Source organism: Rhodococcus sp. SGAir0479 (assembly GCF_005484805.1).
Classification (GTDB): domain Bacteria; phylum Actinomycetota; class Actinomycetes; order Mycobacteriales; family Mycobacteriaceae; genus Prescottella.
Genome location: NZ_CP039432.1, coordinates 296,320 through 319,622 on the forward strand (window position 1 = coordinate 296,320; position 23,303 = coordinate 319,622).

The 23,303-nt window shown below is 69.9% G+C and carries 22 protein-coding genes and 1 tRNA gene; 13 read left to right on the forward strand and 10 right to left on the reverse strand.

Annotated elements, in window-relative coordinates:
* Window positions 1-52: 52 nt before the first annotated feature.
* Together E7742_RS01430 and E7742_RS01435 are read left to right on the forward strand one after the other, a co-directional pair.
* On the forward strand, window positions 53-241 hold the full coding sequence (locus E7742_RS01430; protein WP_137797292.1) for a hypothetical protein: 189 nt from the start codon (window positions 53-55) through the stop codon (window positions 239-241).
* 105 nt (window positions 242-346) lie between these two features.
* Entirely contained in the window at window positions 347-2,593 is a 2,247-nt protein-coding gene (locus tag E7742_RS01435; RefSeq protein ID WP_137797293.1) for an ATP-dependent DNA ligase, read from the forward strand.
* On the opposite strand, the gene E7742_RS01440 is transcribed toward E7742_RS01435, so the two are convergent.
* Together E7742_RS01440 and E7742_RS01445 are read right to left on the reverse strand one after the other, a co-directional pair.
* A complete protein-coding gene (locus tag E7742_RS01440; RefSeq protein ID WP_137797294.1) occupies window positions 2,575-2,940 on the reverse strand; it encodes a MerR family transcriptional regulator in 366 nt (121 codons plus the stop codon). The genes E7742_RS01435 and E7742_RS01440 overlap by 19 nt on opposite strands.
* A 58-nt stretch (window positions 2,941-2,998) precedes the next feature.
* Window positions 2,999-3,376, reverse strand: coding sequence for a hypothetical protein (locus E7742_RS01445; protein ID WP_137797295.1), 378 nt, complete (start codon window positions 3,374-3,376; stop codon window positions 2,999-3,001).
* A 215-nt stretch (window positions 3,377-3,591) separates the two neighbouring features.
* Here E7742_RS01445 and E7742_RS01450 point away from each other — a divergent pair, with 215 nt between their 5' ends.
* From E7742_RS01450 to E7742_RS01470, 5 genes are all read left to right on the forward strand, one after another.
* A complete protein-coding gene (locus tag E7742_RS01450) occupies window positions 3,592-3,861 on the forward strand; it encodes a hypothetical protein (RefSeq protein ID WP_137797296.1) in 270 nt (89 codons plus the stop codon).
* A 57-nt stretch (window positions 3,862-3,918) separates the two neighbouring features.
* Window positions 3,919-4,281: a hypothetical protein gene (locus E7742_RS01455; protein WP_137797297.1), complete on the forward strand. Its 363-nt coding sequence runs from the start codon at window positions 3,919-3,921 to the stop codon at window positions 4,279-4,281.
* 157 nt (window positions 4,282-4,438) lie between these two features.
* Window positions 4,439-5,410, forward strand: a complete 972-nt coding sequence (locus E7742_RS01460; protein WP_137797298.1) for a quinone oxidoreductase family protein — start codon at window positions 4,439-4,441, stop codon at window positions 5,408-5,410.
* 12 nt (window positions 5,411-5,422) lie between these two features.
* Window positions 5,423-6,361 carry an FAS1-like dehydratase domain-containing protein gene (locus E7742_RS01465; protein ID WP_137797299.1) on the forward strand — a complete coding sequence of 313 codons (939 nt, stop codon included), beginning with the start codon at window positions 5,423-5,425 and terminating at the stop codon, window positions 6,359-6,361.
* A 155-nt stretch (window positions 6,362-6,516) separates the two neighbouring features.
* Window positions 6,517-7,659 carry a type I restriction endonuclease gene (locus E7742_RS01470; protein WP_137797300.1) on the forward strand — a complete coding sequence of 381 codons (1,143 nt, stop codon included), beginning with the start codon at window positions 6,517-6,519 and terminating at the stop codon, window positions 7,657-7,659.
* A 6-nt stretch (window positions 7,660-7,665) separates the two neighbouring features.
* Here E7742_RS01470 and E7742_RS01475 read toward each other — a convergent pair.
* Window positions 7,666-7,738 (reverse strand) — tRNA-Arg (locus E7742_RS01475).
* Between the two features lie 366 nt (window positions 7,739-8,104).
* On the opposite strand from E7742_RS01475, the gene E7742_RS01480 reads away from it, so the two are divergent.
* Window positions 8,105-8,959 carry a M23 family metallopeptidase gene (locus E7742_RS01480; RefSeq protein ID WP_137797301.1) on the forward strand — a complete coding sequence of 285 codons (855 nt, stop codon included), beginning with the start codon at window positions 8,105-8,107 and terminating at the stop codon, window positions 8,957-8,959.
* Between the two features lie 70 nt (window positions 8,960-9,029).
* On the opposite strand, the gene E7742_RS01485 is transcribed toward E7742_RS01480, so the two are convergent.
* The 5 genes from E7742_RS01485 to E7742_RS01505 all read right to left on the reverse strand — a co-directional run bounded on the left by E7742_RS01485 (window position 9,030) and on the right by E7742_RS01505 (window position 13,027).
* Window positions 9,030-9,272, reverse strand: coding sequence for a hypothetical protein (locus E7742_RS01485; protein ID WP_137797302.1), 243 nt, complete (start codon window positions 9,270-9,272; stop codon window positions 9,030-9,032).
* Window positions 9,273-9,404: 132 nt separating this feature from the next.
* Complete coding sequence (locus E7742_RS01490; RefSeq protein ID WP_137797303.1) at window positions 9,405-10,205, reverse strand: family 1 encapsulin nanocompartment shell protein; 801 nt, start codon at window positions 10,203-10,205, stop codon at window positions 9,405-9,407.
* A complete protein-coding gene (locus E7742_RS01495) occupies window positions 10,202-11,224 on the reverse strand; it encodes a Dyp-type peroxidase (RefSeq protein WP_137797304.1) in 1,023 nt (340 codons plus the stop codon). The genes E7742_RS01490 and E7742_RS01495 overlap by 4 nt, the downstream gene beginning before the upstream one ends.
* Window positions 11,225-11,315: 91 nt before the next feature.
* Window positions 11,316-12,539 carry a globin domain-containing protein gene (locus E7742_RS01500; RefSeq protein WP_137797305.1) on the reverse strand — a complete coding sequence of 408 codons (1,224 nt, stop codon included), beginning with the start codon at window positions 12,537-12,539 and terminating at the stop codon, window positions 11,316-11,318.
* 23 nt (window positions 12,540-12,562) lie between these two features.
* Entirely contained in the window at window positions 12,563-13,027 is a 465-nt protein-coding gene (locus E7742_RS01505; protein WP_137797306.1) for an RrF2 family transcriptional regulator, read from the reverse strand.
* Between the two features lie 249 nt (window positions 13,028-13,276).
* Here E7742_RS01505 and E7742_RS01510 point away from each other — a divergent pair, with 249 nt between their 5' ends.
* From E7742_RS01510 to E7742_RS01520, 3 genes are all read left to right on the forward strand, one after another.
* Window positions 13,277-14,203, forward strand: a complete 927-nt coding sequence (locus E7742_RS01510; protein WP_137797307.1) for a universal stress protein — start codon at window positions 13,277-13,279, stop codon at window positions 14,201-14,203.
* 51 nt (window positions 14,204-14,254) lie between these two features.
* Complete coding sequence (locus E7742_RS01515; RefSeq protein WP_137797308.1) at window positions 14,255-15,295, forward strand: LLM class F420-dependent oxidoreductase; 1,041 nt, start codon at window positions 14,255-14,257, stop codon at window positions 15,293-15,295.
* A 144-nt stretch (window positions 15,296-15,439) separates the two neighbouring features.
* Window positions 15,440-16,336: a universal stress protein gene (locus E7742_RS01520; protein WP_137797309.1), complete on the forward strand. Its 897-nt coding sequence runs from the start codon at window positions 15,440-15,442 to the stop codon at window positions 16,334-16,336.
* Window positions 16,337-16,388: 52 nt separating this feature from the next.
* Here the strand turns inward: E7742_RS01520 and E7742_RS01525 are convergent, their stop codons facing one another.
* A complete protein-coding gene (locus E7742_RS01525; protein ID WP_137797310.1) occupies window positions 16,389-17,963 on the reverse strand; it encodes an FUSC family protein in 1,575 nt (524 codons plus the stop codon).
* A 238-nt stretch (window positions 17,964-18,201) separates the two neighbouring features.
* Here E7742_RS01525 and E7742_RS01530 point away from each other — a divergent pair, with 238 nt between their 5' ends.
* Entirely contained in the window at window positions 18,202-19,449 is a 1,248-nt protein-coding gene (locus tag E7742_RS01530) for a hypothetical protein (RefSeq protein WP_137797311.1), read from the forward strand.
* Window positions 19,449-22,295 carry an FtsW/RodA/SpoVE family cell cycle protein gene (locus E7742_RS01535; protein WP_137801004.1) on the forward strand — a complete coding sequence of 949 codons (2,847 nt, stop codon included), beginning with the start codon at window positions 19,449-19,451 and terminating at the stop codon, window positions 22,293-22,295. The genes E7742_RS01530 and E7742_RS01535 overlap by 1 nt, the downstream gene beginning before the upstream one ends.
* Here E7742_RS01535 and E7742_RS01540 read toward each other — a convergent pair whose 3' ends face one another.
* Window positions 22,296-23,285 (reverse strand): rod shape-determining protein, encoded by a 990-nt coding sequence (locus E7742_RS01540; protein ID WP_137797312.1) that lies wholly within the window; start codon window positions 23,283-23,285, stop codon window positions 22,296-22,298.
* Window positions 23,286-23,303 lie beyond the last annotated feature (18 nt).

Consider the following 23,303-nt stretch of genomic DNA (forward strand, 5'->3'; position numbering starts at 1 on the left):
CCGGCTGCTCTCGTTCTCTGCGACGAGAACGCCGATCGGGTAGGAACGAGTCATGGCTACCTACAGAGTTCTCGATCCTCATGGAAGTGTCGTCGCGACGGACGATTTCGACAGCGCGCAGGAGGCGCACGCATGGTTCGTCGACAACAAGGCGGACAACTCGGAGCTGGGCTGGCGGATGGAAGTCGAGCACGACGGTGAATGGTCGTTCTTCGACGACTCCGAGGGCACCTCGGAGTAGGAACACTTCTGCGGCCGGTCGGCGGTAGGCCGCAAACCGGGCACGTTCGGGTACCGGGAGCGCACAATGTGCGTACAGCCTGGGAACTCGAGCGGAGGTGCCCGCATGTCGACACGGACGATCGACGGCCGTCGGGTTGCGGTGAGCAGACTCGACAAGGTGCTCTACCCGGCCACGGGTACCACCAAGGGCGAGGTGATCGACTACTACACCGCGATCGCCCCGGCTATGCTGCCGCACGTCGTCGACCGGCCGGCCACTCGGAAACGGTGGCCCAACGGGGTCGACGAGCCGGCGTTCTTCGAGAAGAACCTGGCTGCGTCGGCGCCCGACTGGATCACCACGCACGCCGTGCACCACAAGGACCGCACGGTGCGCTACCCCGTCGTCGATTCCACCGCGGCTCTGGTGTGGATCGGGCAGCAGGCCGCGCTGGAAGTGCATGTGCCGCAATGGCAATTCGTGAACGGTGAGCCCGGACCCGCCACGCGGCTGGTGTTCGACCTGGACCCCGGGGAGGGGGTCGGGCTGCCCGACTGTGCGCGCGTCGCCTTCGCGGTGCGCGATCTCGTGGCCACCCTCGGCTGGACCGCCTACCCGGTCACCAGTGGCAGCAAGGGAATTCACGTCTACGTGCCGCTCGACCGCACCCTCGCCCCCGGTGGGGCGTCGACGGTTGCCCGCAAGGTGGCCTCGAGTCTGGAGCAACTTCACCCCGACCTGGTGACCGCGACCATGGCGAAATCGGTCCGCGCCGGAAAGGTGTTCCTGGACTGGAGTCAGAACAATCCCGCCAAGACCACGATCGCGCCGTACTCCCTGCGCGGGCGCACCGAACCCACGGTCGCGGCACCGCGCACGTGGGAGGAACTCGAGGATCCGGACCTACGGCACCTGCGCTTCGACGAGGTGCTCGACCGGTTCCGCCGCGACGGAGACCTTCTCGTCGATCTCGACGACCGGATGGACGCCCTCAGCGAATACCGCCGCAAGCGTGACCCTGCGCGCACACCCGAACCCATTCCGCGGACCGCGGCCGAAGGCGGCGAAGGCAACTCGTTCGTGATCCAGGAGCACCACGCCCGGCGCCTGCACTACGACTTCCGCCTCGAACGGGACGGTGTCATGGTCTCGTGGGCGGTGCCGCGCGGGCTCCCGACGTCGTCGAAGGAGAATCGGCTGGCGGTGCACACCGAGGACCACCCGCTCGAGTACGCGAGCTTCTCCGGGTCTATCCCCAAGGGCGAGTACGGCGGCGGCACGGTGAGCATCTGGGACGCCGGCACCTACGAGCCGGTGAAATGGCGCGACGACGAGGTGATCGTGCGCCTGTTCGGGGAGCGCGCGCAGGGGCAGTTCGCGCTCATCCGGACCAAGGGCGACCAGTGGCTGATGCACCGGATGAAGAACGAGGACACCGGCGGTGGCACCGGCGACCTGCCGCGGGGCCTGCAGCCGATGCTCGCGACCGCGGGCAGTGTCGAGGGCCTGGACCCGGACGAGTGGGCGTTCGAGGGGAAATGGGACGGTATCCGGCTTCTCGTCGAGTTCGACGGAAGCGACCTCACCTTGAGGGGTCGTGCCGGCAACGACGTCACCGACCGCTACCCGGCGCTGCAGTCGCTGGTGCACACCCTCGCCGGGCATCGCGTGGTTCTCGACGGCGAGGTCGTGAGCGTGGACGCCGCCGGCCACACCGACTTCACCGCGCTGCAGGCCGGGGAGGCGGCGCGATTCTGGGCCTTCGACATCCTCCATCTGGACGGGGTGTCGCTGCTGCGCAAGAAGTACGACGATCGACGGCGCGTGCTCGAGGCGCTGGCCACCGCGGTCGACGGCCTCGAGGTCCCACCCCGACTCAGCGGTCCGGTGGAGAGCGTCGTCGAGCAGGGACAGCACCTCGAGGGCATCGTCGCCAAGCGGCGCGACTCCGTCTACCTCCCCGGTAAACGCGGGACCGCCTGGATCAAGACCAAGAACTGGCTGACGCAGGAGGCCGTCATCGGGGGCTGGGTCCGCGGCCGAGGCGCCCGCGAGGGGCGCCTCGGTGCGTTGCTGCTGGGAGTGCCGGCCGCGGGCGGCCTCCGCTACGTCGGGCGGGTCGGCACGGGCTTCAGCGAACGAGACCTCGACCGCCTGGCGGGACTGCTCTCGCCCCTCGAGCGCAAGACCAGCCCGTTCGCGGGGGAGGTCCCGGACGTGCGCGGACGCGAGACGGTCTGGGTGACACCGAAGCTGGTCGGCGAGGTGCGGTTCCGTGACCGCACCGACGCCGGCCGGCTACGGCACCCGAGCTGGCGGGGTCTGCGTGAGGACAAGCGCGCGGACGACGTTCACGACGAGTCCCGCTGAGAGGAATCGTGGTCGGCCCCGCCACCGGGGCGTCCGCGGAGTTCGGTCAGGTGCTTGCGCTGCTCGAGCAGTTCCCGGCGTTCGTCCTCGAGTGCGAGGATTTCTCGCACGCCGATGAGGTTGACGCCGAGATCGACCAATTCCCCGATGCGCCTGACACGTTCGACGTCGTCCGGGCTGTAACGCCGGGTGCCGCCGTCGGTGCGGCCGGGATCGATCAGCCCGCGCCGTTCGTACAGGCGCAGGGTCTGAGGCCCGACGCCGGACAGCTCGGCGGTGACGGAGATTCCGTACACGCCGTGCGAGGACGGCGGTCGGGACAGAGGTTTCGAGGTAGTTGAAGTCACGGGGGGTACCTCCCTTCTCGGGGTCGGTCGGACCGGAATGCCCGCGGACGTCGATGGGCTAGGCGGCGCCCTCCACGAGCGGAATGGGCCGGCCCAGGTCGACTTCGACAGGCGCCCACGAGCCGGCCGTTTCGAGTTGCTCGACGGCGCGGCCGTACGCGCCCATGAGGCCGTGGTCGGCCTCGGTCGCGAGGAGCTTCGCGCCCGTCGCCGACTGCTGGTACACCCCGACGGTCCACAGCTCGTCTTCGCTGCGGGTGTCGGAGAGTCCGCCGTTCGTGTTGGACGCGACGAGGAAGCGACCGAACTCGAAGTCGGCACGAATCACATACCCGGTCCCCATCAGATCTACGCATGCGGGCAGGTGCGTCGCTGCTGCGAAAGCGATGAGGGCATCGGTGTAGAGGTCGGTGAAGTACTCGTGGTTGCGCGACATGGCGTTCGTCTCTCTCGTCCGGCCTCGCCAGGCGGCGTGGCGATCGTTCTCCTCGGTGTGAGCACCGCGCCTCCGGGGAGGCGCCCGCTTCCTTTCGTTCGAGATGCATCTAGTCTTCTGAAGATCTTGCAATAAATCTATATCATCGGACACAGATAAGTTGGTTTGGTGTCCGACCGTCCGGTCGGGACGGGCGACTAGGGATCGGTGATGTGGTGAGTGTTCGGGCCGTTACGGACGAATGGGATGGGGTCGACTGCCTGGTCGGTCGTCCCCTCGCGGGCGGCGTGATCTGCTGGATGTTGGCAGCCGGGCTGTTCATGTTCGGGATCGCCGTCACGGGAACGATGTCGGCCGGGATCGCGGGTGCACTGTTCGCAGTCGCGTCCGGTTCGGTGGTTCGAATGCGCCCGCGGGCGCGACGGGTACCCGCGGCGGTGCCGGTGGCGGCCGGTGTCGGCGATGTCCGTGTCGACGCGGCATGACGGTGCATACGATCGGTGGGACAACGTCCGCGTGACCCGACCGAGGGGGTAGCACCGATGGTGAACCCGGCATCCGGACAGTGGTACGACCGGAGCGGGCGGCCGATTCCCGCGGCCGACGCCCAGCGACTCCTGGCGACGCCGGGGTACGACCGGGTCCGCTGCGTGACGGTGCTCGACATGGGCGACCTCGACTGGATCCGCGACGTCGCGACGGTGTGGCTGGGCATGGACCTGGCGGGCGAGTCCCACGTACCGATGATCTTCGAGACCGCCGTCTTCGATCGCGACCACGAGCTCCTCGAATCCCGTAGGCACGCGACCGAGGCGGACGCCGTGGCCGTACACGAACGCCTGGTCGCCGCGGCCTGTGCCGAGGCGATCGACCCGGTGGTGCTGGACACGCTGAGCTCTCCGTGAACGCAACGTCGCTGCGGAGCCGATCCCGCGGTGACGCAGGCGCATCCGGCCCTCGATTCCGTTGGGTGGAACTCACGGGGGCTGCGAACGCGGCGTGTGAGATGTTTCGCGGAATGCGACCGTGTCCCTCGGTCGCCTCCGAGTCGAGGAGCCGCCGATGCTCGCCGCGTACCACACCCGCCAGGGTGGCCCGGACGTCCTGTGCGTGGGCGAGGTGCCCGATCCGGTCCCGGGGCCGACCGACGTCCTGATCCGCGTGAAGGCGGCGGCGCTCGACCGGGTCGACGTGTACTGGCGGGAGGGCTCACACGGGATGCGCGTCACCCCGCCGCACATCGGGGGCCGGGACGTGGCCGGCACGGTCGTGGCGGTGGGGGAGGCGGCGCAGCGCACGTACCCGGATCTCGTGCCGGGCGCCGACGTGGTGGCGATCGGCCGCCGGGGCACCCACGCCGAACTGGCGGTGGTCCCGGCCGTGTGGACGTTGCCGCTGCCCCCGGGGTGCTCGTACGAGGAGGCCGCCGCCGTCCCCACCGCCGGACGCAGCGCCTACGACGCGCTGGTCAATCGGGCGGCGATACGCCCCGGCGAGGACGTGTTGATCTTCGCCGGCGGAAGCGGGGTGGGCAGCTTCGGCATCCAGATCGCCCGCGAGGCCGGCTGTCGCGTCATCACGACGGTGGGCCGGTCCGAGAAGCGCTCGCGGGCACTGGACCTCGGTGCGGTGGCCGTGATCGACCACTACCGCGAGGACATCGTCACCCGGATCCGAGACCTCACGGCCGGTGCCGGCGTACACGTGGTGCTCGACCACGTCGGCGCCCCGGTGTTCGCAGACGCCATCCGTTCGCTGCGGCCCTTCGGGCGGTACGTGACCACCGGTGTGACCGCGGGTCACCTTGCCGAACTCCATCTCGGCCGGGTGTTCGAGCACGGCTTGTCGGTTCTCGGCGTGGGTCGGCCGGACGAGCAGCGGGTTCGCCAGGTGCTGACCGAGCTGTTTCGACTGGTGGCGCAGGGTTCCGTCGGTCCCGTTGTCCACGAAGTGTTTCCGCTCGACCGGATCGCGGAGGCGCACCGGCTCATGGAGTCGTCCGACTTCTTCGGGAAGATCGTTCTGTCCGTCTGAAAGGTTCGCTGGATGTACGAGTTCGTCGTTCACGGTGCCCACCTCATGCAGTTCGCGCGGGCGATCGGGGACACCGCGTCTGCGTTCGAGGACGTCGATCTGATCGACCGCACGGGAACGGGCGCGCTCGTCGCGCCACCCACGTTCCTCATGGCCGCGGATCACTTCGATCCGGAGTACGCCCGCCGCCCGCGGCCGGGTGTGCCGTGGCTGGGGGCGCAGCCGCGTGGGCGCGAGCAGCCGTCCGGGTTCCATCTCGAGCAACACTTCACATTCCACCGCCCGATCCGCGCGGGGGACCGACTGGTCGCCGACTCGCGTCCGGGAGCCTCGTGGGAGAAGAGTGGCCGTCGTGCCGGCACGATGACGTTCACCGAGATCCTCACCGACTACCGGGACTCGGACGGCGCCACGGTCGCCACCGCGCGCTGGGTGTCGGCGATGGTCGAGCGCAAGCCCACACTCCCGTCGCTGCCGACCGCTCCGGTCGCGGCGACGCTGCACCGGGGAGGCGAATCGACCTCTGGTGCAGACGGGTTCGCGGTGGGCAGCGTGTGGGCCACCCGGCTGGTCGAGGACCTCTCGCGGGCACAGCTCGTCATGTATGCCGGCGCCTCGGGCGACTTCCATCCCCTGCACAGTGACGACGTCTATGCGCGGGACCGGGGGTATCCCGGCGTCTTCGCGCACGGCATGCTCACCATGGGCATGACGGGACGGGCGATCACCGACCGCGTCGGCCATGCGAACGTGCTGTCGTTCGGTGGCCGCATCCTCTCGCAGGTGTGGCCCGGCGACACCCTCACCGCGCGCACCGAAGTCACCGGTCTGCGCGAAGACGACGAACGCGCAGCAGTTGCCGATCTCGCCGTCGTCACCGTGAACCAGAGCGGCGCGCGGGTGTTCAGCGGGGTGGCCGTGGTGGGGATCGAGGGCCTGCGCGACTCTTGATCAAGAGTCGTCGCGCCAACTGCGGCGAGGGCTCGGACCGACCCAAACTGTGTCACGCGGGGCGCGGGCTTTCGGCGATAACGTACTTTTCCGGCTTTTGTTGTGCTGTACTTCCTGCTCAAAGTGGGTGTCAGGCAAACAGGGGGGTTGGGGAAATGGAATTCGCCGACGCGATCAACACACTCGCCGGCAAGGTTCGTGACCGGAAGAGTGAGATCCTCACCGAGGAGGCGACGAAGAACGCGCTCATCATGCCGTTCATCTCGTCAGTGCTCGGGTATGACGTCTTCGACCCCTCGGAAGTCGTTCCGGAATTCGTCGCCGACGTGGGCGTCAAAAAAGGGGAGAAGATAGACTATGCCATCAAGAAAGATGGCGAAGTCCAAATCTTGATCGAGTGCAAGAAGGTCGGCGAGGCGCTCAGCCTTCAGCACGCTTCTCAGCTCTTCCGCTACTTCGCAGTGACCTCCGCCCGTATCGCGATTCTGACGAACGGGCAGGTGTATCAGGTCTATACGGACGGTGATGCTCCGAACCGCATGGACGAGAAGCCGTTCCTGGTGTTCGATCTCCTCGACGTCGACCGCGCTCTCGTAGCGGAGGTCCAGAAGTTGTCGAAGGAGTCCTTCGATCTCGAATCAGTCATCAGCGCGGCCGAGGAGCTCAAGTACATCGGCCTGGTCAAACGAGCGCTTGCCAATGAAATCAAGGAACCGACGGACGACTGGATCCGGTACTTCGTCGCGAGGGTGTACGACGGCAAGGCAACCCAGCGTGTCGTCGACCAGTTCCGCGGACTCGTGGCGAAAGCGGCGAGCCAGTACATCACGGACCAGGTGAATGACCGCCTCAAGAGTGCACTGGGCGAAGAATCCGGAGGCGTGCAACCCGCGACCACGCACGTTGAAGTCGTCGATGTCATCACTCACGACGAAGCCGTGGCGCTGGATGGTCCTGACCCGGATATCGTCACGACCGACGAGGAGCTGGAAGGCTTCAATATCGTTCGGGCGATCGCCGTAGCGGTCGTGGCGCCCAATCGGGTCGTGTATCGCGACTCGAAGTCGTACTGCGCGATTCTCTTGGACGACAACAACCGTAAGCCGATCATTCGGCTGCATCTGAACGGCAAATCAGTGAAGTTCGTGACGACCTTCGAAGCTGGGAACAAGGTCGGGACCCGGCATGACATCGAGACGGTCGTGGACATCTACAAATTCGCCGAGGTGATCAGATCCACGGTTCGTCAGTACGACCGAACCGCCGACGGAATCCTTGCCGGAGCTTCGGAGGAGTGAGTGGGGTGCCCTCGGCAGGATTCGAACCTGCGACACCGGCTTTAGGAGAGCCGTGCTCTATCCCCTGAGCTACGAGGGCGGGGGCGCAGCGTAGCGCGTTGGCACTGCTCCGCAGTTAGGGAGTGTAGCGGCCGGAGGCCGGTGCTGATGAATCGGTCGCGTCGCCGGGCATACCCGGCGAGGCCCGCGTGCGGTCATCCGTCGAGCCGCGCCCCCGGCGCGGGCCGAGGCGTCGCGCACGTGCGCTCCCTCCCCACCGCAGGCAGCTGACGCCCATGCGGCAGCCCGAGCGCGACCGCCTCGCAGCACCGATGCCGGGTTCGAGAAATAAAGATCAGGTAACGGTGGCCAAGACGTATATGGATTTGTTACTTTGGCCCGGCAGCAAGATCGAGTGCACTCCGGAGTGTGCGGCCGAAGAATCCGATTGACGAGGTAAGTGACTGTGGGACGCCATCGCCGGATGTCATCCGACGCTGTTCTCATCGAGCTCGACCCGACCGCCCCGCGGGGTCGGCACCGCGGTGAGACCTCAGGCCCCGGGGCCGGGGTCAAGGCCGCGACGGTGGCCGCGGCCACGGGTGCAATCCTCACCGCCGGCGCGCAGCTCGGAGCCGGATCCGCAGCCGCGGAGCCGGTCGGGGCCCCGGCTCAGCTCCAGCTCCCCGAGGGGCTCCTGCCCGCCGGGATCCAGCTTCCGGAATTGCCGCCGCTGCCCGACCTCTCGCAGATCCAGCTCCCCGTGCTTCCCCCGGCGGCGACGCCGCAGCAGATGATCGACGCCGTCGAGGCCGTGCAGATCCCGGCCGGCCTCCCGCAGGTCGAGGACGCCGTCCGCGCGATCGGCGATGCCGCAAGGGCCGCGCTCGGCTCCACCGGCGTCGCGCCGCGTGCCGTCAAGCCCGTCTCCGGAACTCTGACGTCCGACTTCGGTCCGCGATGGGGTGAGCGCCACAACGGCCTCGACATCGCCGCCCCGATCGGCACGCCCGTCCACGCTGCAGCCGACGGCGTCGTCGTCGACGCCGGTCCGGCCTCCGGCTTCGGTCTCTGGGTCCGCGTCAAGCACGACGACGGCACCACCACGGTCTACGGGCACATCAACGACTACCAGGTCGGTGTCGGCCAGCGCGTCGTCGCGGGCCAGCAGATCGCCACCGTCGGTAACCGTGGCCAGTCCACCGGCCCGCACCTGCACTTCGAGGTGTGGAGCGCGAACGGCACCAAGATCGACCCGTCGACGTGGCTCGAGGAGCGCGGCGTCGCCGTCACGTGGCGCGGAGCCTCGACCACCATGTGAGTCGCAGCCCGAAACCGAAGAGTCCCCGCCCGGTAGCGCACCGGGCGGGGACTTTCTCGTTCGACGGGGCTCAGGCGGCCGAGCGCTCCGCCCGACCGGCATACGACAGCCGCGAGGCGGCGGCGACCTGACCGATCGTCAGCGCGCCCTGCTCGCCGACGGCGCGCGAGAAGCGGCCGTCGGGGCGGACCCACACGTGGATCGCCGTGTCACCGGGGCACGCCAGGACGTAGTGGTCGCAACCGTCGGCCGCGGGCAACGTCTCACGCACGATATCCCGGGCGTATGCGAACTCGATCAGATCGTCGATCACGGCAGGTTGCTCCTCACGCCCGGGGTGGCGGGCTCGTACATCACCGTTCGGTAACGCAGATTAGGCTAACCTTTGCTGCGGGCCTGCTGTCAACCCTTCGCCCCGGCGGTGTGAGGAACTCCTCCGTCCGGCCTACCCGCGGCCCAGCGCGACCGATGCCTCCGCCGTGTAGGTGAGGAACGTCAGCGATTCCTGGAAGTACAGCTCGACGCTCTCCGAGTCGTGCGAGAGGTAGCCGATCGACAGGTCCTGTCCGATCTGCAGGTCGAAGTCGCCGCCGCGGGTGGTGAGCACGAACGCGCCGTCGATCGCCGGCGCCCAGATGATGTCGCCGTCGATCAGTCGACGGATGTGCTCGCGGATCGGGTAGCCGTGATCGGACGTCTCGCTGACCAACGTGTACGCCTCGGCACTCAACAGCACCGAGTACGGCCCGTCGACACCGGCCAGGCGCAGCTCCGACAGGGCCTGGCTGATCACCTCGGGGACGTCGCGCACATCGTCGGGCAGGCGCAGCGGCGGGTTCGACGAGCTCGCCCGGATGCCCTCGATGCCGGCAGCGGCATAGCCCTCGAAGATCGCGCGGTCCTCGGCGAACGCGATCTTCTTCGCGGCGTCCTTCACCGCGTCCCAGTCCGCGTCCTGCGCGCCCCGCTCGACGTTGTCGATCTCCTCGCGCGAGAGCGTGAACGGCACCCGCAGCTCGACGAGTGGCGCAACGCGACGCTGACGCGCCTGCACACCCGCGGCGGGTGCCTCGATCGTCGTCGTGCGCCCCAGCCCCACCGCCGAGAAGTCGGTGCCGTGCGGGCCCGAGACGTCGACGACGGTGCGTCCCGCGATGTGCCGCTTGAAGGTGCGGGTCGCCTCCTCCTCGATGGACGCCCACGCGGCGTCGGTGATCGGGGCGAGACCGCGATAGAGATTGTTCATCGTGTGGAACTCCTTCTGAGGCTGCCAATTCCGAGTGATCCGTCAGCGGCGGGGGACGGGCTCGTGTCTTCGGTGTCGGCCGGTCGGATGCCCGGCGCCGGCGGGAGGTCGTCGAGGAACTCGATGGTGGGGGAGAAGAACAGCCCACCCGTGACGGCGGTGGAGAAGTCGAGGATGCGGTCGGTGTTGCCCTCCGGCTTGCCGAGGAACATGTTGCGCAACATCTCCTCGGTGACCGCCGGTGTGGCGGCGTACCCGATGAAGTACGTGCCGAACTCGGCCTCGCCGAGATTGCCGAACGGCATGTTGACGCGCAGGATCTGCAGCTCGTCGCCGTCGTCGTCGGTGATATTGGTCAGGGCGACATGGGAATTGGTCGGCTTGACGTCGTCGGAGAACTCGATGTCGTCGAGCTTGGTGCGCCCGATGACACGTTCCTGCTCCTCCGTCGAGATGGCGTTCCAGGCGTCCATGTCGTGCAGGTACTTCTGCACGATCACGTAGCTGCCGCCGACGAAGTCGGGGTCCTCGTCTCCGATCAGCGCAGCCTCGGCCGCCTCGACGTCCTCGGGGTTCTCGGTGCCGTCCACGAACCCCAGCAGATCGCGCTGCTCGAAGTAGCGGAAGCCGTGCGTCTCGTCCACCACGGTCGCGGCGCCGCGCAGACGGCCGACGATCTTGGACGCCAGCTCGAAACACAGGTCCATCGACACCGCGCGGATGTGGAACAGCAGATCGCCCGGGGTGGCAGGGGCGCGGTGCCGGCCGCCGTCGAGTTCGACGAACTCGTGCAGTTCCGCGGGCCGGGGGCCGTCGAACAGCCGGTCCCACGCGGAGGACCCGATGGAGGCGACGCACACCAGCCCGCCGTCGGCCACTCGGAACCCGACGGCCTTGCGCAGGCCGTCGACGTCGGAGAGGAGGTCGCGGACGGTGTTCTCACCGCCCTCGTCGATGGTGAGCACGAGGAAGAGCGCCGCGGGCGTCAGCGGCGTCAGGATCAACTGGGGTCGGGCCACACCTCACGTTAGAACACGCCTCCCACCACCGCGCCCGAGGCACGGCCGACGGCGACGGGGTGTCGCCGACGGCCGTGCCGTTCGATCGCTCCTACGCGGTGGCACCCGCCCAGGTGTCCGGGCCGAACACCTCGTAGTGGATGTTCTCGGCCGGCACGTCACGGGCGATGAGCGATGCCTTCATCGCCAGCATGAACGGCAGCGGGCCACACAGGAACGCACGGGTACCCGGCTCGACCGTCACGTCGGTCAGGTCCGCCCGGCCCAGCCGGGTGCCGGCGAACGCCTCCCGTGCGCCGAGGTCCTCGTACCAGCGGTGCATCACGCCGGAGGGCAGGCGCTCCACCAGTTCGGTGAGCTCGGCCCGATGGGCGTGGTGGGCGGCGGAGCGGTCGGCGTGCAGGACCGCGACGCTGCGCTTGTCGTCGGTGGACGCCAGGTGCTCGAGCATGCCGATCATCGGCGTGCAGCCGATGCCGGCGGAGATCAGCAGCAACGGCGCGTCGTCGTCGGGCAGCACCAGGTCCCCGAAGGGCAGCGACACGGACAGCTCGTCGCCCTCGAAGACGTTGTCGTACAGGAAGTTCGACACCTCCCCGGCCGGCGAATCGGAACCGTCGGGCAACTTCCGGGCGGCGATCCGCTTGACGGTGATGCGCCACTCGGCGTCGGTGGGGTCGCACGCGAGGCTGTACTGACGGATCTGCCGGGCGCCGTCGGCCAGGTGCACGGCGACCGAGATGTACTGCCCCGGCGCGAACGTCGGCAGCGGGGCGCCGTCGAGCGAGGCGAGCGTGAACGAGACCGAGTCCGCGGACTGCTGGGCGCGGCGGACCACCCGCACCGTGCGCCACACGTCACCGGCTTCGACGCCGGCCTCGTCGTACAGTCCGGCCTCCATCGCGATGAGCGTGTTCGCCATCAGCCAGTAGACCTCGTCCCACGCCGCGGCGACGTCGGGCGTCACGGCCTCGCCGAGCACCTCGACGATGGCCTCGAACAGGTACTTGTGCACGATCCAGTACTGGTCGGCGGTGATGCCGAGCGACGCGTGCTTGTGCGCGATGCGCGACAGGATGGTCCGGACGCGCTCCGGGTCGGGATCGAGTTGGAGTGTCGCGAAGGCGGCGATGGCGCCGGCGAGTGCCTTCTGCTGCTCGCCCTGGCTCTGGTTGCCGCGGTTGAAGAGGTCGCGCTCGAGCTCCGGGTGGGCGTCGAACATCTTGCGGTAGAACAGCTTCGTGATGTCGCCGATCGCTGCTCCCACGGCGGGCAGGGTGGCGCGGACGGTTTCCTTCGAGGCCTCCGAGAGCATCGGATTCTCCTGTCGGTTCGGTGTTACGAGTGGTTCGCTGTGGGCGCGGTGAGCGTCAGCAGCACGTTTTCGGGGGAGCTCCCGGTCGCCGTGAGGTCGTGGACCGTCAGGCCGTCCAGGGAGTGGTAGAAGGCGTTCTGGGCGTCGCGCAGGGCGGAGCGCAGTCGGCATCCGTGCCTGAGCGGGCACGGCTTGTCGCCCTCACACGTGACGACCTCGCCGTCGCCTTCCAGCTGGCGGGTGAGCCACCCGAGCGAGGCCGTGCGGCCCAGCTCGGTGATCGCGAGGCCGCCGCCGCGGCCGCGGCGGGTGGTGACCACGCCAAGTTCGCCAAGCCGGGCAACGACTTTCGTGGCGTGGGTGTACGAGACGGCGAGCTGCTCCGCGATCGCCCTGGTGCTGGGATCGGATCCGGCGTCGGCCCCGGGGCCGGTCGCCAGTCGCATGACGATCCGCAGGCCCAGGTCGGTGAACTGCGTGAGCTGCATGGCTTCACTGTAGAAAATTGGAATATGAGACTCCAATTAAATGTGACGGGTGTCGCGCCCCGCGGCGGGAAGTCCCGACCTTCGGACACGGGGAGAGGGTCTTAGGTCCCGAACTACACGGGACCCCCGCCTCCCCGCGTAACCGCGCTGGAGTGACTAACGTCGGAGTCGGCACCTCGATCGGTTCGATCCGGGGGATCGACCACGACTTGCCGCACCGATTCGTCGCAACGGAAGAGGGTGAGCGGGATGAGCGCAGAGGGCATGCAGCAGGGCGTCAGGGAGCCGTCGATCGCGCGGGACGAGAACTCCGTGGTGGTCGGTGTCGACGGATCGGACGCCGCGCAGGCGGCCGTCGCGTGGGCCGCGCGGACGTGCGCGGACCGCGGCCTGTCGCTGCGGATCATCCACGCCCTCAACTTCTCGCCCTACACCTACGGTGCGCCGTACCTCGATGTCGCCGGCATCTACGACTGGATGGAGGACGAGGGCAAGGAGATCCTCGCGCGTGCCGCCGAGGTCGCCCGCAACGTCTCCGGCGACCTCGCCATCTCCACCGAGATCTCCACCCTGGGCGGCGCACGTTGGCTCGTGTCACTGTCCGAGGATTCACGGGCGCTGGTACTGGGGGCATCCGGCAGCGGGGCGGCCGGCGGGATCGGCTCCACCGCGGTGAACGCCGCCAGCCACGGTGTGTGCCCGGTAGTGGTGGTCCACCAGCGTGACGGCGAGGTTCCCACCGAGGGGCCCGTCGTCGTCGGCATCGACGGCAGCCGGACCAGCGAGCGCGCGACCGCCGTCGCCTTCGCGGAGGCCGCGCAGCGCGGCGTGCCGCTGGTCGCCATCCACGCCTGGAGCGACACCCCGCACGGCACCCTCGCCGGTGGCCGCAGCGCGATCCGGGATCCGCGGGCCTTCGAGGACGCCGAGCGGGAGGTGCTGTCCGAGCGGCTCGCCGGGTGGTGCGATCGCTACCCCGACGTCGAGGTCCAGCGCGAGCTCTACATCGACGGCCCCCGCACCCATCTGCTGGCGTGGTCGCAGAAGGCGCAGCTGGTGGTGGTCGGCAGCCGTGGCCGCGGCGGTTTCCGCGGCCTGCTGCTCGGATCGACCAGCAACGAGCTGGTGCAGAAGGCGCAGTGCCCCGTGATGGTGGTTCGGCCCGAGCGGTCGTAGAGTCCACTTCCGTAACGTCCGTCACAGATAACACGGAATGGGGTCGCCGAAGTGCGCATCGGTATGGGCTTGAACTACAGCGGAGGGTTCGCGGAGACCGTGGAGGAGGTCGCCGACCTCGAGCGGGCCGGCCTCGACATCGTCTTCGTGCCCGAGGCGTACTCGTTCGACGCCGTCAGTCAGCTCGGCTTCCTGGCCGCGAAGACGTCGACGATCGAACTCGCGTCCGGCATCTTCCAGATCTACACCCGTACCCCGAGCCTGACGGCGATGACGGCGGCCGGGCTGGACTACGTCTCGAACGGCCGCTTCGTCATGGGCATCGGCGCGTCCGGCCCGCAGGTCATCGAGGGCTTCCACGGCGTCAAGTACGACGCCCCGCTCGGCCGCACCCGCGAACTGGTCGACATCTGCCGCCAGGTGTGGCGGCGCGAGAAGGTCCAGTACCAGGGCAAGTACTACCAGGTGCCGCTGCCGGCCGACCAGGGCACGGGTCTGGGCAAGCCGCTCAAGCTCATCAACCACCCGGTGCGGGAGCGGATTCCGATCGTCATCGCCTCGCTCGGCCCCAAGAACGTCGCGCTGACGGCCGAGATCGCCGAGGGATGGGAGCCGATCTTCTTCCACCCGGAGAAGGCGGAGTCGGTGTGGGGCGACGCGCTCGCGGCAGGCAAGGCAAAGCGGGATGCGAGCCTGGGCGACCTGGAAATCTACGCGGGTCCGGCGCTCGCAATCGGTGACGACGTCGAGCCGATGCTGCAGTGGATCAAGCCGCACCTGGCGCTGTACATCGGCGGCATGGGAGCCAAGGGCAAGAACTTCTACAACGACCTCGCGTGCCGCTACGGCTACGCCGAGGAGGCCGAGAAAATCCAGGATCTGTACCTGGGCGGCAAGAAGGACGAGGCCGCCGCGGCGGTGCCGGACGAACTGGTGCGGGCGATCTCGCTCATCGGCACCGAGAGCTACGTCAAGGAGCGCGTCGCGGCATTCGCGGCCGCCGGCGTCACCACGCTGAACGTCCAGCCGCTCGCGGCGGACCGCGCCGGCCGGGTGGCGCTGATCGAGAAGCTGCGCGCGCTCGTCGACTGACCGCAGACCCGGGCGGGGCCGCGACGTGCTCGGTGTCACGGCTCGCCCGGGACCGAAGACGTACCCGGTGGCGGGCGGATATCGCGACAATGGTCCTCGACCGGTCCCCGAACACACCGCGGGTGTGAAGGAGAAGCTGATTCCATGAGCGCAAAAGATGCGATCGTCGTCGCCGTAGACGGCTCCGAGGCGGCGTCGAACGCGGTGGTGTGGGCGGCCCGTGCCGCCGCCGTCCACCAGCGTCGTCTGCACATCGTCACCGCCGTGCACATCCCGGCGTTCTACTACTCCGAGCCGTACCTGGCTCGCAGCTTCCAGGACGAACTGCGTGACACCGCCCGTTCCCGTCTCGACAGCGCGCAGGTGCTGGCCCGGCAGACCGCCGAGGACATCGCGCCCGTCGAGATCAGCACCGAACAGATCGACGGGCGTCCCGCGCCCACCCTGATCGACGTGTCGAAGGACGCGTGGATGGTGGTGTTGGGCTCGCACGGACACGGTGAGATCACCGGTCTGGTGGTCGGCTCGGTCACCGCCGCGGTGGCCGCCCATTCCGAGTGCCCGGTGGCGGTGGTCCGGGGCCGGACGCTCGACGGTCTGCCGCCGACGGAGGGGCCGATCGTGGTCGGCGTCGACGGTTCCGAGTCGTGCAAGCCCGCGGTGGCCGCGGCGTTCGCGGAGGCGGCGGTGCGTGGTGCCAACCTCATCGCCGTCAACGTCTGGAGCGATGTGAGTGTGCAGCCGTCGCTCGGTGCCACTCCGGACGATCCGCACTGGAGCCGCATCCAGACGGGCGAGGAAGTGGTGCTGGCCGAGCGTATCGCCGGGTGGCGCGAGCAGTACCCGGACGTCGCCGTGGAACGCGTCGTGGCGCGCGACCGGCCGGTGCGGGTGCTCAGCGAGTACGCCGAGCAGGCCCAGCTCATCGTCGTGGGCACGCGTGGCCGCGGCGGCTTCAAGGGCATGTTGCTCGGTTCCACCAGCCGGGCGATGCTGCACACCGCCGACTGCCCGGTGCTGATCGTGCCGTCCGGCAGCTAGATCCGACACCCTCCCGGGACCGTGTGGCCGAGCCACGCGGTCCCGGCGTCGTCTACGAGCCCGAGACCGCCAACGTGCGATACCCGGCCTCGTTGAGCGCGTGGTGGCGGGCCCACCGGGACTCGGTCCACGCCGGGTCGGTATGGGCGGCCACGAGCGCGGCCGTGGTCGCCGAGTGCAGGTCGAATTCGAGTCCGCGGCAGAGCTCGCGAGCCGCGGCCGGGTCGGGGGTGGCGGCGATCCGCTCGATCGTCGCCGCGACGCGGTCGTCGGCGTCCGCGAGGACCGCCCGGTACGACGACGGCAGCAGCGTCCACAGCACGACGACGGCGACGACCACCCCGATCACCGTCTCCAGCAGCCGGTCGCGCGTCACCACGGTGAGGTCGTCGGGGGACCCGAGGCCGGCGAGCAGCAGCGCCAGCGTGGTGATGAAGACCATCGCCAGCCCGTAGTTGCGGACGAGGTAGGCCTGCACCCCGGCCATCGACGCCGCGAGCACGAGCACCAGGGCCGCGCCGGTCGGGTGCAGCGGGGTGAGGGCGGCCAGCACGAGCAACCCCAGCACGGTGCCGGCGAACCGGTGCACGGCCCGGTACGTCCCCAGGATCCGGTCCGGGCCCTGGTGCAGGATCATCGCGGCCGTGATCACCGCCCAGTCGGGACGGGCGACACCGAGCGCCATCGCGACCGCGCCCGCCACCGGGCAGGCCACGAGCAGTCGGATCACGATGAGCGTCGAGCGGCTGCGCGGACGCAGCGCCCGCCGCAGCCGGAAACGGACCGTCGGGCGTGGCGCGGGCACCCGGCGCCACAGGTCCTCACCGTCCGCGTCGAGCGCCGTCCCGCTGCCGTGCAGCAGCGAGACGCACCGGTCCTGGACGGCAAGCAGGTCGCGGGCCAGTGCGTGCTCCCGGGTGGCGATGCGCGCGTCGTGCAGGCACTGCCAGGCCGCGTGGACGGCCTTGACCGCCGCGTGGCGTCGGGCCACCGAGTCGCGGGCGCGGTCGAAGGTGTCGACCGCGGCGGCGGCGGAGGCCACCGCGGCCCGCTCGGGTGTGCGTGGCCGCACCGGCCGGCCGGACATCGCGACGACGACGGCCGTGGCGCCGCCGATCGCCGTCCACCCCACGACGTGAGTGACCGGCAATCCGGCGGCGGGGAGCGCCGAGGCGATCTCGACGGCCAGCAACGGTAGGAAAGCGCCCGGCGTGCCCAGACGCAGCGCGTCGACCACGAACGCGCCGAGCGCCACGAACGCAGACATCGCCAGCACGAGTGCCAGCGGCCACAGCGCGGATCCGCCTGCCACGGCCGCATCGTGGACGACGCTGCCGGCCAAGGCGCCGACGAGGGCCGCGACCACCATCACGCACGCCGCGACCGAGACCGCCCGCCACCGCATCCGGTACGGACGGCTCTCCCCGTAGACGACGGCGAACGCGCCGAGCGTCGCGACGGCTGCCGACAGGTCGTGTCCGAGGGCGATGCCCAGCAGACCCGGCAGTGCGACGGCGGCGGCTGCCCGCGCCGTCCCCGGCCACCGACGTCCGTCCCTCGGCACACGCACCAGCGCGGGCCAGGCCCGGGTGGGGGTGGGAATCGGGGGCGGAACTTCGATCGACACGGATCCCTACGTTACGAAACGGTCGGAAGGGCGATGGAACCAGGCGAACCGGGACCGGCGCCGGACGGAGTTCGGGGCCCGTCGCCTTCGCGATTCCTCCCCTCGTCGGACCCGATCGGAGTTAAATGGATGCGAACAGGCGCAACGGACTTCGACAGAAAACAGGTACGGCCGGTCCACCGCCCACGCGCTCCCGTTCGGTCTCACGAGCGGGAGGCAATCGTTTCGGGGATGCGTGATGAACGAAGCAGCCTTGGGGATCCACGCGAGCGACAGTGAGTCCGAAGCACTCCGGTCGGAATCGTCCGGATCCGGCGGCGGCGAATCGGGCGGCGGCCTCCGCATCGCGCTCTCGAAACTCCTCGCGGTCGTGCGGCTGACGCCGGCGCAGGCCGCGCAACTGGTCGCGGACCTGCTCGACCGACTCGAGTGCCCGGACGGTGGCCGCCCGACTCCGTTGCACGGCGATGCCGTGACCGTGTCCGACGGTGGACGGCTGACGATCGACGGTGACGGGCCCGCGCCCGGCGCCGAGACGGACGCGGTGGCCGCGGGCGTGCTGCGCGATATCGCGGCGAACTGCCGGGGTTCGGGGTTCGGTGACGTGCTGATCGAATCGATATCGGACACAACGGATTCGGACGGCATGATTCGTCGGGTTCGTCCGGTGATCGACCCCGAGCTCGACCCGGCCGGCGAGGCGCGGCGCCGGCGTCGGATCGGCGACCTCGTCAGGGCGACGGCGGGGCGGGCCCCGGCGCAGGGAAGCCCGGTCGGCGATCGAACGGCCACCGCGCCCGCGCCGTCGGTGCCGTCCGCGCCGTCCGTTCCGTCCGGGTCGCTGGCGCCGGGCACCGGCTGGTATCCGCCGGTCCCGAGCGCGTGGCACCTGCGGCGGAGACGGCCGTCCCGGCGGCAGGGCGTGTTCGCCCTGCTGGTGATCGTCGTGCTCGCCGGGGCCGTCGCGGCGGCGCCCCGCGCGTGGGACCAGCTGCACCGGGGCTGGAGCGCGCTCGTCGAACCGGCGGACCAGTCGGCGGACAATCGCATCGAACCGGTGTCGCCGCCGCCCGAACCGGCGAGCCCGAGCGGAGCCCCGCCCGCCGCGGAGGGTGCTCCAGCCGGCCCCGTGAACACCGGCGCCCCGGCTTCTGCCGGGCAGATCGCCTCGGTCACAGCCAGTTTCGCCGACGGCTCGTGCAGCCCCGGGCAGCCGTGCTCCGTCCGGGTGGACATCCGGCTCGACCCTGCCGCACCCGTCGACGCCGTCACGTGGCGGCTGGACGTCTACAACCGCTGCTCGGGTGAGGTGCAGGCGGGTGGCGACGTCACCATGCCCACCGAGCCGGGACGGGAAGGGGTGTACGGCCTCAGTCGGACGACGCTGCCGACCGGCCCCGCACTGGCGGTGGCCGCGGTCACCAACGCCCCGGCCGTCGCCGCGTCGGAGCCGCTGTACGTACCAGCCGAGAACGCGGCGTGCTGATGGGCGGGGGTGGTGGCCGGTTGGGGCGACATGATCGGGAGTCCGATCCGTGGATCGTCTCGGCTGCGGTGGTGCTCGCGGTCCTCGGGCTGCTCAACCTGGTGTCGATCGGGCTGACGTCGCAGGCGATCCGGCACGCGTGCTTCACCGTCCTCGGTCTCGCGCTGATGTGGGTCGTGTCGCGCATGCGGGTGAACAACCTGGCGCGATTGGGCTGGGTGACGCTCGCGGTGTCGGTGGTGATGCTGGCGGCGGTGCCGGTCGTCGGTGTCGCGGTCAAGGGCGCGCAGCGGTGGCTGGACTTCGGTCTGTTCACCGTCCAGCCGTCCGAGATCGCCAAGCTCGGTCTGGTCATGGTGTCGGCGACCATCCTGGCCGGCGGCTACACGTTCGGTCGACTGGCGGCGGCGTTGGCCATCGCGGGTGGCGTCGTCGCATTGGTCGCGCTGCAGCCCGATCTCTCCAGTGCCGTCGTGCTCGTCGCAATCGCGCTGTTGATGCTGATCCTCGCGAGGGTGCCGATGGCGCCGTTGATGCCGTTGTTCGCGATCGGTATCGCCGCACTGCCCATCGCTGTGCTGTTCCTCCGCCCGTACCAGCTCGAGCGGATCCAGACGTTCGTGTCGAGCGACGCCGATCCGGGCGGGTCCGGTTGGGCGTCGATGCAGGCCGACATCGCGGTCGGCAGTGGCGGGCTGTGGGGCCTGGCCCGCGACCCCACGTACGACCTGAGGGCCGCATATCTTCCCGAGGCGGAGCACGACCTCGCGTTCGCCAGCGTGGTGTACGGGTGGGGGCTGTTCGCCGGGCTGGTAGTGATCGCGGCCAGCCTGGTGATCACCTGGCGTGCCGCGCTCGCCGCGCGACGGGCGCGCACCAAGGAGGCCGCGCTCGTCGCCGCGGGTGTCGGCGGGCTGTTCGGGATCCACGCGGTGCTGTCGATCGGGGCGAGCCTGTCGGTGTTGCCGCAGACCGGGATGCCGCTGCCGATGTTCAGTTACGGGGGCACCGTCGCCCTCGTCGGATTCGTCGCCATCGGGCTGGTGCTCGCGGTCCGCCGCGACGGTGTCACCCGGCCGCTGTGGGCGCAGGCGTCCACCACGGGACGACGCCCCCGGGGAGTGACGGCGGGCTCCCTCGCAGTGACCGCGCTCCTCGTCGCGATGTCCGTGTTCGCCTGGCAGTTGCAGAGTGACCGCGGTCCTGCCCTGCGCGCGCTGAGCGACACCCAGATGACGCGGTGCATCCGTCTGCCCGCCGAACGCGGCGAGATCCTCGATCGCAACAATGTGCCGTTGGCGACCAATGTGCCCGAGTACTCCATCTCGGTGGTCAGCCGAATGTTCGACGAGGACGACGCCTGGGAGCGCTCCATGCTGGCCTCGCTGCTCGGCGAGCCCGACGCTGAGCTGACCAGCATCCTGGCCGATCGCGGCGCGGACGAGATGCAGGCCACCGTCGGTCGGGTACCCCCCGACCAGGCCCGTCGGATCATCGACGCGAAACTGCCGGGCGTGCTCGTCGTGCCGTCCGGGAAGCGGCACTATCCGTACGGGCCGGCGCTCGCGTCCGTGCTCGGGTACGTCGGCGTCGGCGATCCGCAGGACATGGAACGCTGGCCGCAGCTGGCACTCGGGTCGCGCGTCGGCCGCGCCGGGCTCGAGAAGCAGTACGACGCGCTGCTGCGCGGCACGGACGGCCGGCAGTGCGTCTACGTCGATCCCGCCGGAAATCTGATCGGGCCCGCCGAGCGGGTCGACCCGGTGCCCGGTCACGACCTGCGACTGCACCTCGACATCGGCTTGCAGACCCTCGCGACGGACGCCCTGGCCCAGGCGGTCGGCAGCAGCGGCGGCGACCTCGGCGCGGCGGTGGTGATGGACGCACGTACCGGCGGGGTGCTCGCGCTCGCCAGCGTGCCCGGATACGACAACAACGTCTACGGCCCACCGGTCGACGCGGTCGCGCTGGCCGCCCAGAGCGAGGGCGCCGGGCCCGGCCGGATGCTCAACCACGCCTACCAGACCGCCGCGCCGCCCGGCTCCACTTTCAAGATCGTCGTCGCGTCGGCCAACCAGGAGGACCAGGTCCTGGACCCGGAGCAGGTGATCGAGACCGGTAGCGCCTACACGTACGGCGGGCACACGTTCGCGAACTGGAAACCGATCGGGTCGAACGACCTGCTGGGAGCGATCCAGTGGTCGGACAACGTGTACTTCTACAAGCTCGGCGAACTCCTCGGACCCGACCGGATGGCAAGGGCCGCGGACGAACTCGGCGCCGGCCACGCATCGGGAATCGACCTGCCCGGCGAGGCCGAGGGTTTCGTCGGCACCCCGGACAAGGTCGCCGCCACCGGCGGTAGCTGGTACCCGGGCTCGACGCTGCTGATGGGCATCGGGCAGGGGACGGTGACGGCGACGCCGCTCCAGGTGGCGCGGTGGACGTCCGGCATCGCCACCGGGGCGACGGTCACCCCACAGCTCGCGGCGGCCGACGGCACCGGGCAGGGCGCACCGATTCCGACGGCGGCGCCGCAGCGGCTCGCGTTCGCCGACCGCCTCGACCCGGTGCGCGCCGGGATGCGCGCCTCGGCCGCCGCCGGCACCGCCGGCCAGCTCGCCACACTCCCGGTACCCGCGGGCGCCAAGACCGGCACCGCGGAGGATCCGTCGGCGCCGGGTGGCCTCAATGCCTGGTTCTCCGCAGTGGTGCCCTTCGATTCCCCCGAGATCGTCGTCACGGCGCTGGTGCGCGGCGGCGGATTCGGGTCGGCGACGGCGGGCCCCGTGGTCAAGGCGCTGCTCGAGCGCTACCTCGCGGATCGCCCGCCCGCGCCGCGGTGATCAGCCGCTGTAAGCGGCGACCACCTCCGGGTGATCGAGGCAGGCGGTGGCGCCCTCGCCCACACAGGTCAGCGGCCGCTCGGCCGTCTTGACCGGCAGGCCGAACGACTCCTCGAACAGCTGCGATAGTCCGCGGAGCAACGCGCCACCGCCGATCACCAGGACCCCTTCGGCCATCACGTCGCTGATCGCCTGCGGCGGAAGCTCTTCCAGGCAAGCGGTCAACGTCTGCACGATTCCCGTCGTGGTCGGTCGCAGCGCCTCCACCACTTCCTCGACGTCGAGCGAGAGCAGCCGGGCGCGACCCGTGACGGCGTCCAGTCCCTCCACCACGAGGGAATGGTCCTCGGTGGCGTCGGGTGCGCCCATCTTGGCGCGCTCGGCGGTGAGCTCGCCGACGATGATCTGGTGCTCCTCGCGCAGGTAGTGGTGCAGCGCCTCGGTGAGTTCCTCCCCGGCCAGCTGGCTACTGCGGTGCGAGATCACCCCACCGAAGCAGATGGCGGTGACCTCCGAGGTCCCGCCGCCGACGCTCACGACCAGGTGGGCGCGGGGCTCGAGGGGGTTGACCCCGCACCCGAGCGCTCCCGCGACCGGCGCCGGGATCAGCCCCACCTTGCGCAGCCCCGCCTCGTGCCCCACCTCGAGCAGTGCGCGACGCTCGAGGGGGGTCGCGCCGGCCGGCGTCGAGATGACGGCCGTCGGCCGGCGCCCGTACCGCCGGCGCGGGGCCACCCGATCGATGACGGCGGTGACGAACGCGCGCGCGGACTCGAGATCGACGATCACCCCGTCGCGCATCGGTCGAACCTGCGTGATGCCCGACGGCGTGCGGCCGACGAGGTTGCGCGCGTCCTGGCCGATCGCGAGCGCCCGGCGCGGATCTCTGTTCCGCACCAGCATGAACGACGGTTCGTTCAGGACGATTCCGTCATCGAGAGTCCCGACGACCGTGTTCGTAGTTCCGAGATCGATGCCAAGTCCACGCACGTCGGCCTCCCGAAGGGA